Source organism: Actinomadura alba (assembly GCF_014323705.1).
Lineage (GTDB): Bacteria > Actinomycetota > Actinomycetes > Streptosporangiales > Streptosporangiaceae > Actinomadura_C > Actinomadura_C alba.
Window position 1 is genome coordinate 309,221 of the sequence record NZ_JABVEC010000002.1, and the last position, 15,152, is coordinate 324,372.

Genomic DNA, 15,152 nt, shown 5'->3' on the forward strand with positions numbered 1-15,152 from the left:
GGCCCGAGCCGGCGATGTGACGTGCTCGGTTCCACGATCTGACGTCAGGACTCGACGGCGGCCTTGATGCGGGAGAGGGTGGCTCGCATGCCCTCGCGGTTCACGGCGGACCGCTCCTCGGCCTTCACGCCGGTGAAGATCCGGCCGAGTGCCGAGATGATCGGGGCGCTGCGGCTGTCTCGGCGCAGGTCCTCCCAGTACTCCGTGAGCCGGGTGGATCCGTCGCCGATGTCCTCGAAGCGGTAGCCCCACACCGAGCCGGGCATGCGGAAGCTGGTCACCCGGAAGGCGAAGACGCGGCCAGGCTCGGCGGCGGTGACCCGGCAGTTGGTGAACCACAGGCGCCAGCCGATCCGATTCCAGCCGACGAAGGTCATCCCGGGCCGCACCGGGCGGCCGCGGGTCCAGATGGCGAAGGTCTCGGGGCTCCACTCGCCCATGCGCTTGAGGTCGGCCACGGTCTCGTAGACCCGGTCCGGCGGCGCGGCGACGACCACGCTCTCCTCGACCACCCACTCGCGTGCCATGCCCTGATCCCTTCTCGTCGGCGAACTCGTCAGCGAAGATGGCCGAAATGTGTGCTCCAGCCGGCGAACCACGCGGCGAACCAGGGCTCGCCCTCGGCGAGCGGCTGGACGTACGTCACCGTCTCGGCGTAGTAGCGCTTCTGGAAGTCCGGCGGCATCTGGTCGAGCCGCTGCACGTTGCTCACCCGGTCGGCCAGCTTCACCAGGATCGCCTCGCGGGGGGCATCGCGCAGCCGCCGCAGGTAGGCGGCCTTGGCGGCGCGCTTGGCGGCCCGGCCACCGCCACCGCCCTCCTCGGCGGGCGGCTTGGTGACCCAGTCGACGAGTTCGGCCACCACGGGCCCGAACTCCTTCTCGACGTCGCCCAGTGAGGCGCCGGTGTCCTCGACCACGTCGTGCAGCAGGGTGGCCACAAGTACGTCCGGATCTTGGACGCCGGGGCCGCGCACCTGCACCTCGAGCGCCTCCAGCAGATGCTCGACGTACGGCACGCCGGTGGGCCGCAGCTGGTCGCCGTGCCAGCGCACCGCCGCGGCGGCCGCGCGGTCGAGCACCGGGATGACGGGACGGTAGGCACCGGAAGCGGCGGACAGCAGGTCCGGCCGGGCGTCGTCCCACGTCCGCCAGCTGGTGAAGGTCTCCATGTGTGAACTCCGAGTGGCATCGGGCCGGCGCATGCCCGCCCGCTGCGCCGTATTGTCGCGAAGCCGCTGCGAGCACGGCAAGCTTGGACGGCGAAGGGAGGTGACGGCGATCGGCAGCAGGCAGCGGCACGTGCTGGGTCTCGTGGCGGTGGTGCTGGCCGTCACGTCAGCCGCGGTCCTGGTCAACAAGTTCGTGCTCCAGGCGGAATGGTGGCAGGTCGACCGGAAGGTCACCGACCGGCCCGTCGGCCGGCTGGCCGACCTCGGGCCACCGCCCGGGCCGGTGGCCTCGGCCTGGCAGCTCGCCACGGCCGTCCGCCGCAGCGGTCTCTCACCGTACGACCAGGTCGCCCACGCCGTCGTACGGGGACAGGTGGTCGTGGCGTCGGGCCGGGGCCTGGACGTGCGCGACGCTCGTACGGGGGCCGCCCGGTGGCACTACAACCGCAGTGACTGGACGCTGCTCGGCTGGGCCGCGACCGGAGATCATCTGCTGGCCTACCTCGAGCGCGCCGGGCACCGCGGCGACCGCCTCATCATCGGCTTCGACGCGGTGAGCGGCCGGCTGCTCTGGCGGGCGGCCGGCGAGGCGCCCGCCGCGCTGGAGCGATCTTCACTGCGCTGGCCGGCCGGGTCCGGTGTGGTGCTGACGACGGATGCCGGGCGTACGTCACTGCGCGGCCGGTCCACGACCACCGGCAAGCGGCTGTGGACCACGAATCTCCCACGGGGGTGCGAGCTGCCCGACGCGACCGCGCACGGCTCCGGCGGCAGCGAGACCCTCTCGGTGCTGTCGCTCGACTGCGGCCGGCACGGCCGGGTGCTCGCCGTCGACCCCGCCTCGGGGCGCACCCGCTGGAGCAAGGTCCTCCGCCCGGCCGAGCCGCCGGCGGTGACCGTCGACGGCGATGTGACCGTGGTCTTCGACGGCGACTCGCTGCGGGCCTTCGGCCGGGACGGCAAGGAGATCGCCGTTCGCGTCGGTGACGACCTGTGCGGGGCGATGTGCCCGGTCGTGCTGTCCGGCGACCGCCTGGTCATCGTCTATCGCACGGGCGGGGAAGGGGACGCCGAGCACCGAATGGAGGCGATCGACGTCCCCTCGGGCCGCACCGCGTGGCAGCGCGACGTGCCCGACTACGCGGCGCTGACGGTGGGCGGCGACCGGCTCTACGGTCTGCGCCCGCGCCTGGCCGAGAACCTGCTGCCCGCCGGCATCGACATCGTCGCCCCGGCCGACGGTGCGACCACGACCGTGCCCGCGCCGTTCGTCATCGGCCCCGGCATGGACGGTGTCCGGCCGTGGGTGGCTGCGGCGGGCGGGCTGCTGTACGTCGCCGTCCCGGAGGTCGGGCCCAGGGAGGGCACCGGCGAGCGGCGCGACGCCTATCCCGCCGGTGCCGCGCGGCTCATCGCGTTGCGCGGGGGGCCGGGCGGACGCGGACCCGAGGAACTCGGCGGTGTCGCCACGGCGGACTGGCCGGACGCATGCGGCCTGTTGCGCAAGCACGATCTCGCCGCGGTGCGCAAGGGCACGTACCGCACCCGGCCGGAGCGGACGGGCGTCGGCGATGTGGGGTTGCCGCGGCCGGTGAGCTGCCGTTACGAGCCGGATGACGACAAGGGCCAGAGCGCCACCGCACTGACCGTCACGGTGGAGTGGGTGGCCGAGAGCCCGCAGGCGGCGGGCGAGCTGCTGGCCGCGTGGCGGGCCACCGAGCCGCTCGCGCGGCAGCTGATGGACATCAAGGACGAGGCGTACGAGCTCGGCACGTCCGGCACGATCGCGATGCGGGTCGACCGCTACATCGTCGCGGTGAACGCCTACCAGACCCCGGGTGTCGCCACCCGGTTGGCCCGGGCCGTCGCGACCCGGCTGCCGCCGCGGCCGTGAGGGGAGGCGCGCGGACTCAGGCCGGCAGAGAGGTTCCGTTCGGGGTGTGTTCGGCCGCCCCGATGATCTCTCCTGAGGGCTCCGTCTCGGTCTCCTCGGCCGCTCCGTCGGCGGTGGCGCGCGCCCAGTACTCCAGGCGGGCGACGAACCGCTCGGCCTGTACCGGCCAGTGGAAGCGAGCCCGGGCGGTCTCGTAGCCGCGCCGGCCCAGCTCGGTGCGCAACTCGGCGTCGTCGCGCAGCCGCCGTACGGCGTCGGCGGCGGCGTCCGGCTGCTCGAAGTCGACGATGAGCCCGGCGCCGCTCGATCCGATGAGGTCGACGGCGGGCGGGTTCGGCGTGGTGATCACCGGGATGCCGCGGGCCATGTACTCGATCACCTTGGTGGGCATGGAGTGCCGGTAGTTCGGCTCGTCGTGCAGCAGCGCCAGCCCCGCCATGGCCCCCTCGGCGATGCGCAGCGCCCGGTCGTTCGGCACGAAGCCGTACCACCGCAGGATCCCTTGGAGCTGTGCCTCGCGGAGCAGGACGCGGACGTCGGCGTCGGCCGCGCCGATCAGCTCGACCGTGATGCCCTCGCCGTGCAGCCGCCGGGCCACCTCGATCATGTCGCCGGCGCCGCGCGCCATGGACAGGTGCCCGACGTAGACGACGCGTCGGCCGTCCGGTGCGTCGGGGGCGGTATCGGAGACATAGGTGGTGTTCGGCACGACCGGGTGCTCGCGCTCGAACCGGGAGCGGTAGCCCTCCTCGGCCAGCAGCAGGCGGTGCCTGCGCTCGGTGCGGGCCTCGAGGTAGCGCACGGCCGGGCGCAGCAGCGGGAGCAGCGGCCGCGGCACCCAGCCCTTCGCGCTCAGCGCCGCCGCCGTGTCCTCGTGCACGTCCCACACGACCGTACGGCGCCTGAGCTTGCGGGGGATCGCCAGCAGGAGCTCCGGGTCGTGCAGCAGGACCACGTCGGAGTACGGGGCGTGCCGGGCCAGCACGGCGCGCGCGGCACGTATCGCGCGCAGCCGGTTCCGCCCCGTGGCACGGGGCACGTCCACCGGATGGATGTTGCGCCAGGGCGTGACGTTGCACGCCCGGAACGGCGCGATGTAGGTCACCTCATGTCCGGCGTCCAGCAGGGCGCGAATCTGCCTGTGCAGAATGCGCGCGTCCTCGGGATGGTGCACGATCGTGCAGACGCAGACCCGCATATTCCTCACTCCGACTGGGGTGGCATCGCTCCCGTGGGGAGTCTCACCTGGCCTTGCAACGTGCAGATGAATTCAGCGAGTCCGGCAGATGCATCCTGGACTTCACAGCAATTCCACGTTGTCCACCGGCAGGCCGCGGGTGCGGCCCCGCGTGTCGAACAGCAACCGCGCGTGCTCGCGGAGCGTGTCCGCCGCATAGACGCTGTGGTCGGCCAGCACGATCGCCAGGTCGGCGCTGCGGAGTGCCTCGACGAGGTCGGTGCCGGCGTTGGGGATCTCGACGCCGTCGACGTCCCAGGTGGCGACGTAGGGGTCGTGGTAGGTGAGGTTGGCGCCGAGGCGCTGCAGGCGCCGGGCGACCGGCCGCGCGGGGGACTCGCGCTGGTCGGCGATGTTGGGCTTGTAGGTGACGCCGAGGATCAGGATGTCGGCGTTCTTGAGCGCCTTGCCCTGCTGGTTGAGGAGCTGCTGGGTGCGCTCGACGACGTAGCGCGGCATGCGGTCGTTGATCTCCTGGGCGAGCTCGACGAACCGGAACGGGTACCCCAGGGACCGCACCTTGTAGGACAGGTAGTTGGGGTCGATGGGAATGCAGTGGCCACCGACGCCGGGGCCGGGGCGGAAGGCCTGGAAGCCGAAGGGCTTGGTGGAGGCGCAGTCGATGGCGTCCCAGAGGTCGATGTCGAGCTCGTTGCAGAAGATCGCCATCTCGTTGACGAGCGCGATGTTGACGTGCCGATAGGTGTTCTCGAGGAGCTTGGCCATCTCGGCCTCGCGGGTGCCCTTGGCCTGGACGACCGTCTCGACGAACTTGCCGTAGAACGCGGAGGCGGCGCTGGCGCAGGCGGGCGTGTGCCCGCCGACGATCTTGGGGGTGTTGTGGACGCCGTAGACCGGGTTGCCCGGGTCGATGCGCTCGGGCGAGAAGGCCAGGTGGAAGTCCTGCCCGGCGGTGAGCCCGGACTTCTCCAGGATGGGGCGGACGACCTCGTCGGTGGTGCCGGGGTAGGTCGTCGACTCCAGCACCACCAGCGCGCCGGTGGCGAGGTTGCGCGCGACCGTCTCGGAGGCGCCGCGCACCGCGGTGAGGTCCGGCCCGCCGTCCACCGACAACGGCGTGGGGACACAGATCACCACGGTGCGCGCGCCCTCGAGGATCGCCTCGTCCAGCGTGGGCGTGAAGCCGGTCGCCAGCATCGCCTCGACCTCGTCGGCCGACACGTCGTCGACGTGAGAGAGCCCCGCCTTGAGACCTGCCACGACACGGTTGTCGCGGTCGAGCCCGCCGACCCGGAGCCCGGCGCGACAGGCCTCGCGCACCAGAGGCAGTCCGACGTACCCGAGCCCGATGACCACGAGATCCACGCGGCGCTCCCTTCGCATGTCCCCCACGGAAAGCGGAGCCGAGCCGGGAGTGGGGGGTGGATGCGGGCCCGGTCAGCCGATGTCGCGGTAGGCCTCCAGGTAGTGGGCGGCGACCGCACGCCAGGTGCGCCTTGCCCGGACCCAGTCCTGGGCGGCCTCACCGATTTTCCGGCGTTGCTCTGGACTGTAAATCAGTTCCAAGAGTGATTGTGCCCAGACCTCGGGTTCTTCCGGAAGAGTTAACGTCCCGGTCACGCCTGGTTCCACGATTTCACGGAGAGCTTTGACATCACTTGCTATTACTGGGACACCCCCGGCCATCGCCTCGACGGGCTTCAGCGGGGTGACCAACTGGCAGACCCGGTCCGCCCTGCGGGGAACGGCGAAAATATCGAGGACGGCGTGATGGTGACGGACCGACGACATCGGCACACGGCCGGTGAAGACGGCGTCCACCCCTTGTTCGGTGGCGCGCCGCTCCAGCGCCGCGCGCTCGGGTCCGTCGCCCACGAGCAGCAAGGTGATCGGTGTTCCGCGCCGGCGCAGCAGCGCGGCGGCGTCGATGAGCGTGTCAATGCCCTCGTAACCGTAGAACGACGAGGTCAGTCCGACCACCACCGCGTCGGGTGCGATGCCGAGCGACGCGCGCAGCTCGGTCCCGTCGGGCAGCGGTTCGAGGAAGGTGTCGTCGACCGCGTTGGCCACCACGAAGATCTTCTCGGGGTCGACGCCCCGGCCGGCGATCTCGTCGCGCATGGCCTCGCCGAGCGTGACGACGCGGTCGGCCTCGCGGATGCAGCGGGTCTCGATCTCCCTGGTGAGCCGATAGAAGTCGTCCTGCTCGCTGTGCGCCGGATCACGCGACAGCCACGAGTCCTCGAGAAAGCCGCGCACCTCGTACACCACCGGCAGGCCGTACCGTTCGCGCAGTTCCAGCGCCACGGCGGCGTTGAGGTGGTTGCTCACCGGATGCAGCACGGCCGGTCGCAGCCCCTCGACCAGCCGGGCGGCATGATCGGCGCCCGCCCGCACGCCGGCGGCGAGGTCGCGCGGCGGCAGCCAGGGCAGGAGGCGGTGGTAGGGAACGCCGTCGACCTCGACCCGGGTTCGGCCGTCGAAGGCCCCCTGGGCCGCCGGGTGACCGAGGCGCGACGCCACGTGCGGGTCCAGGCCCAGCTCCCGTTGGGCGAGTGCGATCTTGTGCGTCCGTACGGTGTAGCCGGCGTTGGTCCGCGGCAGGGCGTTGGTCACGAACTGCAGCACGCGTCCGTCCACCGCCTCCCGCCGGCCGGTCGCGGCAGCCGTGGCGTTCGTGGCGATCGCGACGGTCGGTGCGGCCGTGACGGCCGTGACGGTTGGTGCGGTCGCGGTGGTGGCAGCGGTCGCGGCGGTGGGCTCGCGGCGGAGCGAGAGCAGCGCCCTGAGATCGGCCACCTCGCGGCGGGGATCGCGTGGGCGTGCGACGATCAGGCCCGCCAGCCGCTTGCGCAGCGGCCCCGGCATGAACCGCTGCGTCAGCCGAACGCCGAGCCGCAGGGCGCGGGCGGGGTCGTCGCGCAACTGCCGCAGGCCAAGCCCGGTCATAAAGACGATTAGCCTCAACCGATGTCGCTTCGCCCGAGGTTGTGTTTTTTCCAGCACGACCCACCAGCGTAGGCAAGTTCGATGAACAGAAGGGAAATCATGTCCGACCGTGTGTCTCCGGGCAACCGGCCGACGGGGAGCCATCCGCTGGTCGCCCACGTCCTCGGTGCGCGGCCCAACTTCGTCAAGGCCGCCCCGGTCATCAACGCCCTCGCCGACGGTGCCATCGGTACCGGGCAGGTCGTCATCCACACGGGGCAGCACTACGACGAGCGGATGTCGGAGATCTTCTTCCGTGACCTCGGGCTGCCCGAGCCCGATGTCAACCTCGAAGTGGGCTCCGGCAGTCACGCTCAGCAGACCGCCGCGCTGATGATCGGATTGGAACGGGAGTTCACCGAGCGTTCACCTGCGCTGGTCATCGTGTACGGCGACGTGAACTCGACGATCGCCGCCGCCCTCGTCGCGGCCAAACTGCACATCCCGGTTGCCCATGTGGAGGCCGGGTTGCGCAGCTTCGACATGACCATGCCGGAAGAGGTCAACCGGCGCCTCACCGATCAGCTCTCCGACCTGTGCTTCGTCACCAGCCCTGAGGCGATCGGCCACCTCGCGGCCGAGGGCGTGCCCGTCGAGCGGACGCACTTCGTCGGCAACCCGATGATCGACACGCTGCTGGCCAACCTGGCCGCGTTCGACACCGAGGCGGTCCGGGCCCGCTACGGCCTGCCCGACCGCTACGTGCTCGCGACCATGCACCGCCCGGCGAACGTCGACTCGCCCGCCGTCGCCGGTGAGCTGGTGAACCGCCTGCACGAGATCGCCGACATGACCGACGTGGTGATCCCGCTGCACCCGCGCGGCCGGGCGGTGCTGCTGGCCGCGGGCCTCGACGACCACCCGGGCCTGCACGTCCTCGACCCGCTCGGATACATCGACTTCATCGCGACGGTGCGGGGAGCCGCCGCCGTCGTCACCGACTCGGGCGGGCTGCAGGAGGAGACGACGATCCTCGGCGTCCCGTGCCTGACCGTGCGCCCCAACACCGAGCGGCCGATCACCATCACGCACGGCACCAACCAGCTCGTCACCTTCGACGAGCTGGTCCCGGCGGCGCGCAAGGCGCTCGGACAGGCCGCCGGCGGCCCGGCCGCCGGGGACCGTACTCCGCCGCTGTGGGACGGCCAGGCCGGCCCCCGCATCGCTGAAGTGATCACGAGGTATCTGGGGTGACAGAGTCCAGCACGTCCGAGACCGCCGAGAAGTCCGCCGAGAGCGCCAAGGCGCTCCGGACGCAACAGGCGCAGGCGAACCGGCAGGTGGCCAAGCTACGCGCCGCCGTGCGCGAGCGCGACGACCGGCTGCGTGAGCTCGAGGAGCGGCTCGTCGCGCTCGAAGGTTCGACGACCTACCGGTTCGGGCGCATCGTCGTCGGCGCGGCCCGCCGGCCCGGCCGCCGCGCCACGCGCCTGCCGCGCGAGCTCTACCGGCTGTGGAAGCACCGGGACGCGCCGCAGCGGCCCGGCCAGAGCTCCGATTTCACGCGCGGCCGATCGGAGGTCTTCGACCGCGAGGAGGACCGGCTGCTCGCGGCCTCTCCCGCGGCGCTCGAGGGCTCGGTGCGGCAGCTCGTCATCGCCGGCGTGTTCGGCCCCTCCACCACGGCGGACCTCGCCGGGTTCGCGCGCACGCTGCCGCTGTTCCCGCACGACGGCGGGCTCGTCCTGGAGTCCTCCGACGCCGATCTGGTGCTCGTCGACGTCACCGCCGGCGCTCCCGGCGGCCCGTGGGCCTACCTCGGCGAGCCCGGCATGTACGACCGGGAGCGGACGCTCGGCACCCTTCTCGACGCGGCGCGCGGCCGCGACCTCCCGGTCGTGCTGTGGCCGGCCGGCCGGGGCGACGAGGGCGAGCTCGGCGGAGCCGCCACGGCACCCGGGCTGAGCCGCCTCGACTGGGACGCGATCGCCGTCCCCGGCGTGTCACTGCTCCGCTTCAACCCCGCCTGGGGGGCCGAGCGCGACCGAACCCCGCTCGTGATCGACCCCGGCGTGCGACTCCCGCTCGGTGTCCGCCGTGCCGTCGACGCGATCACCGCCACGATCGGCGCGCGGGTCGCCGACCCCACGCCCGCGGAGCTGCCGCAGCTGCTGCGACGGCACTCCGTGACGGTCGCGGCCACGCCCGCGCAGGTGCCCGAGCAGCTGGCGTCCGGCGCCTTCGTGCTGTGCCCGGCCGCCGTCGCCGGCGCGCTGCCCGCCGACCTGCGCGCGCACGTCCACGTGGTGACCGATCCGGCGGCGCTGCCCGAGACGCTCTCGGCCGTGCCGCTGTACGACCCGAGGCTCGCGCTGCGCACGCTGTTCCTTCGCCACTCGGCCCCGGTGCGGCTGGCGGAGCTGTGCGAGCGGCTCGGGATCGACGCCGACCCCGCCGCCGGGCGCCGCGTGACCGTGGTCGCGGACGTCGGATCGGCGGCCGACGCGGCGCGGCTCGCCGACGACGTGCTCGCCCAGTCGCACCGTCCGGCCGAGGTCGCGTTCGCGCCCGGCGCGGGCCTGCCCGGCGGAGCCCTCACGGCCGTCACCGCGCGGCTCGCCGAGCACGGCGTGACCGTGTGCACGCGGTCCGCCGGCGATCCCGCCGGCCGTTCCGGAACGGCCACGCCCGGCGAGGCCCCGTGGGTGGCGCCGTGGCCGACCGGCGCGCGGGTGCCGGAGTCCCATCTCGCCGATCTGGTCTGTGCCGCGGAGTGCTCCGGCGCCGACGCCGTCGGCCCGGCGGCCGGTGCCCCCGACCACACGTTCGTGGCGGCGGTCGAGCCCGCGCTGGTCCGGCGTGAGCTGTACGAGACGGGCGGTGCCCCGGCCGGCTGGTCGGCCCAGGGAGCCCGTCTCATGTCCCTCGACTCGAGAGGTTAGGAATCTCAGTGCGACCACGCGCCCTCGTTTACGGCGACGTCGATCTCAACCTCATCGACGGTTCGGCGATCTGGGCTCAGGGGATGGTGCAGGCCCTCGCACGTGCCGGCTGCGCGGTGACGCTCGTGCTCAAGGCGCCGGTGCGCACGGGCCGGCTGGTCGACCCGCTCGCCGCCATCAAGGGGGTGACCGTACGGCGCCCGCACGAGGAGGGCCGCGTCGAGGGTGGCGCGGGCATGACCGCCAAGCAGGCCGTACGGGTGCTCACCGAGATCGATGAGGCGGAGCCGTACGACCTGGTGGTGATCCGCGGCCGGCGGCTGGCCGGCAAGCTCGCGCACAGCCCCCTCAGGGGCAGGCTGTGGACCTACCTGACCGACGTGCCGCAGTCGGCCCCCGAGTTCGACGGCAACGCGCGCGGCGAGTTGACCCGCATTGCCGAGGCGTCGCGGTTCCTGCTCTGTCAGACCGAGGAGCTGCGCTGCTTCCTGGAGGCCGCCGTGCCCGCGACCGCGGGCAGGTGCGTGCTGTTCTCGCCGGTGGTGGTCCTGCCCGACGGGCTGTCGCCGCAGGACCGTACGCCACCGGACGGCCGACCGCTACGCCTGGTCTACACGGGCAAGTTCGCGCCGCGCTGGAACACCTACGAGATGACCGGGCTGCCCCGCCTGCTCGCCGCGCGGGACGTCGAGGCCGAGCTGCACATGGTCGGCGACAAGGTGCACGACGATCCGAAGGACCCGAACTTCTCCCGGCGGATGCGCACCGCCCTGGAATCGGGGGATGGCGTCGTGTGGCACGGCGGGCACCCGCGCGCCGAGGCGATGCGGCTGACCGCGGGCTGCGACATCGGGTTGTCGTGGCGGCACCCGGACATGGACGCCAGCCTGGAGCTTTCCACGAAAGTCCTTGAGATGGGCGCCCTCGGCGTGCCTGTGGTGCTCAACCGCACGCCCATGCACGAGCGGCTGCTCGGCGCGGACTATCCGCTGTTCGCCGCGTCGGAGACCGACGTCGTCGAGGCCCTCGCCGTCACGGCCCGCGAGCCGGAGACCTACGCCCTGGCCGCCGAGCGCTGCCGGGCGGCGGCCGCCGGGTTCTCCCTCGATGCCGCCGCCGACCGGCTGCGGCGCTACCTGACCCAGGCGTTCCCCGAGCCCTCCGAGGCGATTCTGCGGGCGTCGCGGGACGGCGGCCGCAAGCTCCGGGTGGGCGTCGCGGGGCACGACCTGAAGTTCTTCACCAGGCTGCTCGACTACCTGAAGTCCCGCCCCGACATGGAGGTGCGGGTCGACCACTGGTCGGCGCTGAAGGTGCACGACCCGGAGCGCAGCCAGGAACTGGTCGACTGGGCCGACGTCGTCATCTGTGAGTGGTGCGGGCCGAACGCCCTGTGGTACGCGGAGCACAAGCGGCCCGGCCAGCGGCTCTTCGTGCGCCTGCACCGGTTCGAGCTCTACTCGGGCTGGCCGCAGCGGCTGGACATCGGTGCCGTCGACAAGATCATCTGTGTCAGCCCGCACTACGGCGACCTGACCCGCAAGATGACCGGCTGGCCCGCGAACAAGGTCGTGGTCGTGCCCAACTGGGTCGACGACACCCAGTTCGACCGGGAGAAGCTCGAAGGGGCCGAGCACCACCTCGGCATGATCGGCATCGCGCCGGCGCGCAAGCGGCTCGACCTCGGCCTCGACGTGCTGGAGCAGCTGCGCCGCGACGATCCGCGCTTCATGCTCTTCATCAAGTCCAAGCTGCCCTGGGACTACTGGTGGATCTGGCAGCGTGAGGAGGAGCGGGAGCACTACGACCAGGTCTTCCGCAGGATCCGCCGCTCGCCGCTGCTGGCGGGCGCGGTCGTCTTCGACTCGTACGGCCGGGACGTCGCCTCGTGGCTGCGGCGCATCGGGTTCGTGCTGTCCACCAGCGACGACGAGAGCTTCCACCTCGCCCCGGCCGAGGGCATGGCGGCCGGGGCGGTCCCGGCGCTGCTGCCGTGGCCTGGCGCGGAGACGATCTACGACCCGCGGTGGATCCACGCCGACCCGGCGGCGATGGCCGGCTCGATCGCGGCGACCGTACGCGAGGGGCGCTGGGAGGACGAGCGGCGGCTCGGCCGGGACCAGCTCCGCGAGGCCTACGCACTCGATGAGGTCTGCCGCCAGTGGACCGTCCTCATCGCGGGCGAGCAGATGTAAAGGACGCTTGACTGAACGACAAGCATCCTTAACGCTGCAGGCGGTTGCGCATATGCGCGCCGAGTGCGAATGGAGCCAGGAGGCTCGGCGCGCATCGATCGAGAAGGGCAGGTACGACCCGAGCCTGAGCCTGGCGTTCCGGCTCGCCGAGACGTTCGGATGCCGCATCGAGGACTTCTTCACCCCCGACGCCGGGGCATGAGCCGCGCCCGCCACCGATGACCAGGGTCTCAGTCGAAGTCGTAGACGGTGGTGGCGATGTCGCGGCGGCACAGTGTCTCGACGATGATCGGTTCGATTCGGCCCCAGGTGCCGCCGGCGAGCCCGCAGCCGATCCGGGGCATGTGGAGCGAGGCACCCAGGTCGAGCGCGTGGTCGGCGACGGTGCGCAGGCACTGCTCGACGGCGTCGTAGCGGATCGGCGGCCCGCTGCTGCCGGCCCGCATCCCGTGCTGGCCGATCATGTTGGCGACCCAGATGTCCGGGCGGACCTGGACGAGTCGCACCGTGCCGAGGGCGAAGTCGTTCTCGGCCCGCTCGCGGTGCCACGAGCGGTATTCGCGTTCCGGCTCCGGCCAGCGCCGCGAGATCGCGAGTACGAACCCCTTGCCCCATCCGCCGCGGTCATTGCAGACGTGCGCGACGATCTTGGGTCCTGTCGCCTGCGGGCTGGTCGCGTCGCCCTTGATGATCCTCAGTGCCTCCACAAGGTCATGCTGGCGCAGGTCATGGTCAGCGGGCCAGAGAGATACGCCCGGTTCGGGGGGATTCGGCACGTTAGGTCTGGGAGGATCGATCAATGGTGCGAGCTGGGACGGATGTCCGCGAAGATGCAGCGCCGGCTGCCACGCTGGACGCGGAGAAGCGGGACCGGCGGCGGTCGTGGCGCCGGGTGTCGAAGACGCTCGCGCATCCGAGCGTGGTGGCGGTTCTGGTTTGGTTGGCCGCCGCTCCGGTCGCGGCCCTCGTGCCATCAGCCCTCGACCTGAACCCCTTCCGGCAGGCGGGGGCCGACGTACCGCTCGTGCTCGGGGGGTTCGCCGCCGTGGCCACCGCAGCGCTGGCGTTGTGGAGGCGGAGTCCGGCGGTGACCGGCGCGGCCGCCGGGTTGTTCGCGGCGTGGACGGTGCTGCTGCTGCGCACCGCCTGGCACGGCACGCCCTTTCCATCTGAGGGCGTCTTCGGCGACACCGGGCGGCTGGCGGCCATGGCCACCCGCTACACGGTCACCTCGGCCAGCAGCGACGGCATTGTCGCCGGCGTCCCCTCGGAGTACCCGCCGCTGTACCCGTGGCTGATCGGCAAGGCTGCGGTGCTGCTGGACGTCGAGGCCTGGCGGCTGCTCGCTCCCGCCGCGATCCTGGTGGTCTCGGCGTCGATCGTGATCGGCTTCGCGCTCTGGTCGCGGCTGACCACCCCGGCGGCGGCGCTGGCGATCAGCGCACTCGGCCTGGTGATCTTCGGCAAGCCGGACAAGGCGTACGAGGTCGTGGCGCTGGCGATCGTCATCCCCATGCTGCTCCTCACCGTGGCGTCACCCGCGAGAGGGCGGATGCACTGGCTTCCGGCCGGGGTCATCGGCGGCCTGATGGCGCTGACCTACTACGCCTATCTGGCGTTCGCGGTGCTGGGGGTGCTCGCCCTGGTGTGGCTGACCTGGCGGGCCGAGTCCGACCGCAGGGCCTACGCGTTCTATCTGGGCCGCATCGCCGCGGTCATGCTGGTCGTGACGTCGTGGTACCTCGTCCCGTACGTGTGGGCGATGCTGCGCGGCGGCCAGCAGGTCGCCGACATGTTCCAGTCGAGCCTGATCTCCTTGAACCCGCTGCCGTTCCTGGAGATGACGCCGCTCGGCGTCGCACAGCTGATCGGGCTGGCCGGTCTGTTGTGGCTACGGAGCTCGGTGTGGTGGGCGCCCCCGCTGCTCGCCATCGTGCTGGGGACGTACGGCTACTACCTGATCAGCCTCGCCCGCTACGTGACCACCACGCACACGGGCCTCTTCTACTACGCGTTTCCGCTGATCTCCGCCTGCCTGCTCACGGCGGCCGTACTCACCGTCGTGCACGCCGGGCCCGCGCTCGCGCGTCGCGTCGCCACCCCGGTTCCGCCGGGAACCGGGGTCGCGGTCATGTCGATCGTCCTGGTCTTCGCGGGATACACGTACTGGCACACCAACATGCCCGTCGTCCGCTGGACGGCCAAGGCCACGGGCGGCGGCAGGATCGACTTCGCCGCGGGTGAACTGTCGAACTCCAACGCCGCCCACGCCCACAACCAGCCCTTCCCGAACGGCAGCCGCCCCAGGTTCAGTGCCGACGCCGCCGGAGACCGCCGATGGCCCTGGTTCCCGGTCGAGCCGGTGCAGCGCGCCGTCGAGGGGACGCTGGGCGAGGGCGCGCGGCCGAACACGCTGTCCTACGACGAGGAGCTGTTCGCGTTCCTGCCGTGGCGGGGCTACATCGGAACCGACCGCAACGCCTCGTACGGGCCGGTCCGCTGGGACGACCGATACGCCGAGCTCACCGAGCTGGCCAAGATCACCGACCCAGCCGCCTTCGCCCAGGCCTCCGCGCGCACGGAGTTCGGGCCGATCGACGTCTTCATCCTGCACCGGGAGAAGACCGACCTCGTGTGGCGGCCACTGCGGCTGCCGACGGTGCTGCGGTTCCAGCCGCAACAGTTCGACGCCAAGACCTTCGTCCTCGTGGACGATCTGCCGGAGGACACCGTGGTCGCCATCCGCCGCCCGTGACCGCCTCCCGGCCGAGGGAGCGTCCGGCCGGGCCGGGCGGCCAGTGGCCGCGACCGCTGGATAGGGTCC

General features: G+C 72.0%; 12 protein-coding genes. 6 read left to right on the forward strand and 6 right to left on the reverse strand.

The window, feature by feature from the left end:
- Positions 1–44 precede the first annotated feature (44 nt).
- Both HKK74_RS04515 and HKK74_RS04520 read right to left on the reverse strand, forming a co-directional pair.
- The gene (locus HKK74_RS04515; RefSeq protein ID WP_187241750.1) at positions 45–527 is read right to left on the reverse strand and encodes an SRPBCC family protein; all 483 of its coding nucleotides are present in this window, start codon (positions 525–527) and stop codon (positions 45–47) included.
- A gap of 29 nt (positions 528–556) precedes the next feature.
- Entirely contained in the window at positions 557–1,171 is a 615-nt protein-coding gene (locus HKK74_RS04520; protein WP_187241751.1) for an HD domain-containing protein, read from the reverse strand.
- Positions 1,172–1,271: 100 nt separating this feature from the next.
- Between HKK74_RS04520 and HKK74_RS04525 the strand changes: the two genes are divergently transcribed.
- The gene (locus HKK74_RS04525) at positions 1,272–3,065 is read left to right on the forward strand and encodes an outer membrane protein assembly factor BamB family protein (protein WP_187241752.1); all 1,794 of its coding nucleotides are present in this window, start codon (positions 1,272–1,274) and stop codon (positions 3,063–3,065) included.
- A 16-nt stretch (positions 3,066–3,081) separates the two neighbouring features.
- Here the strand turns inward: HKK74_RS04525 and HKK74_RS04530 are convergent, their stop codons facing one another.
- The 3 genes from HKK74_RS04530 to HKK74_RS04540 all read right to left on the reverse strand — a co-directional run bounded on the left by HKK74_RS04530 (position 3,082) and on the right by HKK74_RS04540 (position 7,212).
- Positions 3,082–4,263: a glycosyltransferase family 4 protein gene (locus HKK74_RS04530; protein WP_187241753.1), complete on the reverse strand. Its 1,182-nt coding sequence runs from the start codon at positions 4,261–4,263 to the stop codon at positions 3,082–3,084.
- Between the two features lie 102 nt (positions 4,264–4,365).
- On the reverse strand, positions 4,366–5,646 hold the full coding sequence (locus tag HKK74_RS04535; protein ID WP_187241754.1) for a nucleotide sugar dehydrogenase: 1,281 nt from the start codon (positions 5,644–5,646) through the stop codon (positions 4,366–4,368).
- Between the two features lie 54 nt (positions 5,647–5,700).
- Complete coding sequence (locus HKK74_RS04540) at positions 5,701–7,212, reverse strand: glycosyltransferase family 4 protein (RefSeq protein WP_187241755.1); 1,512 nt, start codon at positions 7,210–7,212, stop codon at positions 5,701–5,703.
- A gap of 99 nt (positions 7,213–7,311) precedes the next feature.
- Between HKK74_RS04540 and wecB the strand changes: the two genes are divergently transcribed.
- From wecB to HKK74_RS04560, 4 genes are all read left to right on the forward strand, one after another.
- Complete coding sequence (gene wecB, locus HKK74_RS04545; RefSeq protein WP_187241756.1) at positions 7,312–8,445, forward strand: non-hydrolyzing UDP-N-acetylglucosamine 2-epimerase; 1,134 nt, start codon at positions 7,312–7,314, stop codon at positions 8,443–8,445.
- Positions 8,442–10,133: a hypothetical protein gene (locus tag HKK74_RS04550; protein ID WP_187241757.1), complete on the forward strand. Its 1,692-nt coding sequence runs from the start codon at positions 8,442–8,444 to the stop codon at positions 10,131–10,133. Before wecB ends, HKK74_RS04550 begins: the two co-directional genes overlap by 4 nt.
- A gap of 83 nt (positions 10,134–10,216) precedes the next feature.
- Positions 10,217–12,328: a glycosyltransferase gene (locus HKK74_RS04555; protein WP_246491225.1), complete on the forward strand. Its 2,112-nt coding sequence runs from the start codon at positions 10,217–10,219 to the stop codon at positions 12,326–12,328.
- Between the two features lie 52 nt (positions 12,329–12,380).
- Positions 12,381–12,530 carry a helix-turn-helix transcriptional regulator gene (locus HKK74_RS04560; protein WP_187241758.1) on the forward strand — a complete coding sequence of 50 codons (150 nt, stop codon included), beginning with the start codon at positions 12,381–12,383 and terminating at the stop codon, positions 12,528–12,530.
- A gap of 28 nt (positions 12,531–12,558) precedes the next feature.
- Here HKK74_RS04560 and HKK74_RS39585 read toward each other — a convergent pair whose 3' ends face one another.
- Positions 12,559–13,035, reverse strand: coding sequence for a macro domain-containing protein (locus tag HKK74_RS39585; protein ID WP_312881242.1), 477 nt, complete (start codon positions 13,033–13,035; stop codon positions 12,559–12,561).
- A 92-nt stretch (positions 13,036–13,127) separates the two neighbouring features.
- Between HKK74_RS39585 and HKK74_RS04570 the strand changes: the two genes are divergently transcribed.
- The gene (locus HKK74_RS04570; RefSeq protein WP_246491176.1) at positions 13,128–15,083 is read left to right on the forward strand and encodes an arabinofuranosyltransferase; all 1,956 of its coding nucleotides are present in this window, start codon (positions 13,128–13,130) and stop codon (positions 15,081–15,083) included.
- The last annotated feature ends 69 nt before the right edge of the window (positions 15,084–15,152 follow it).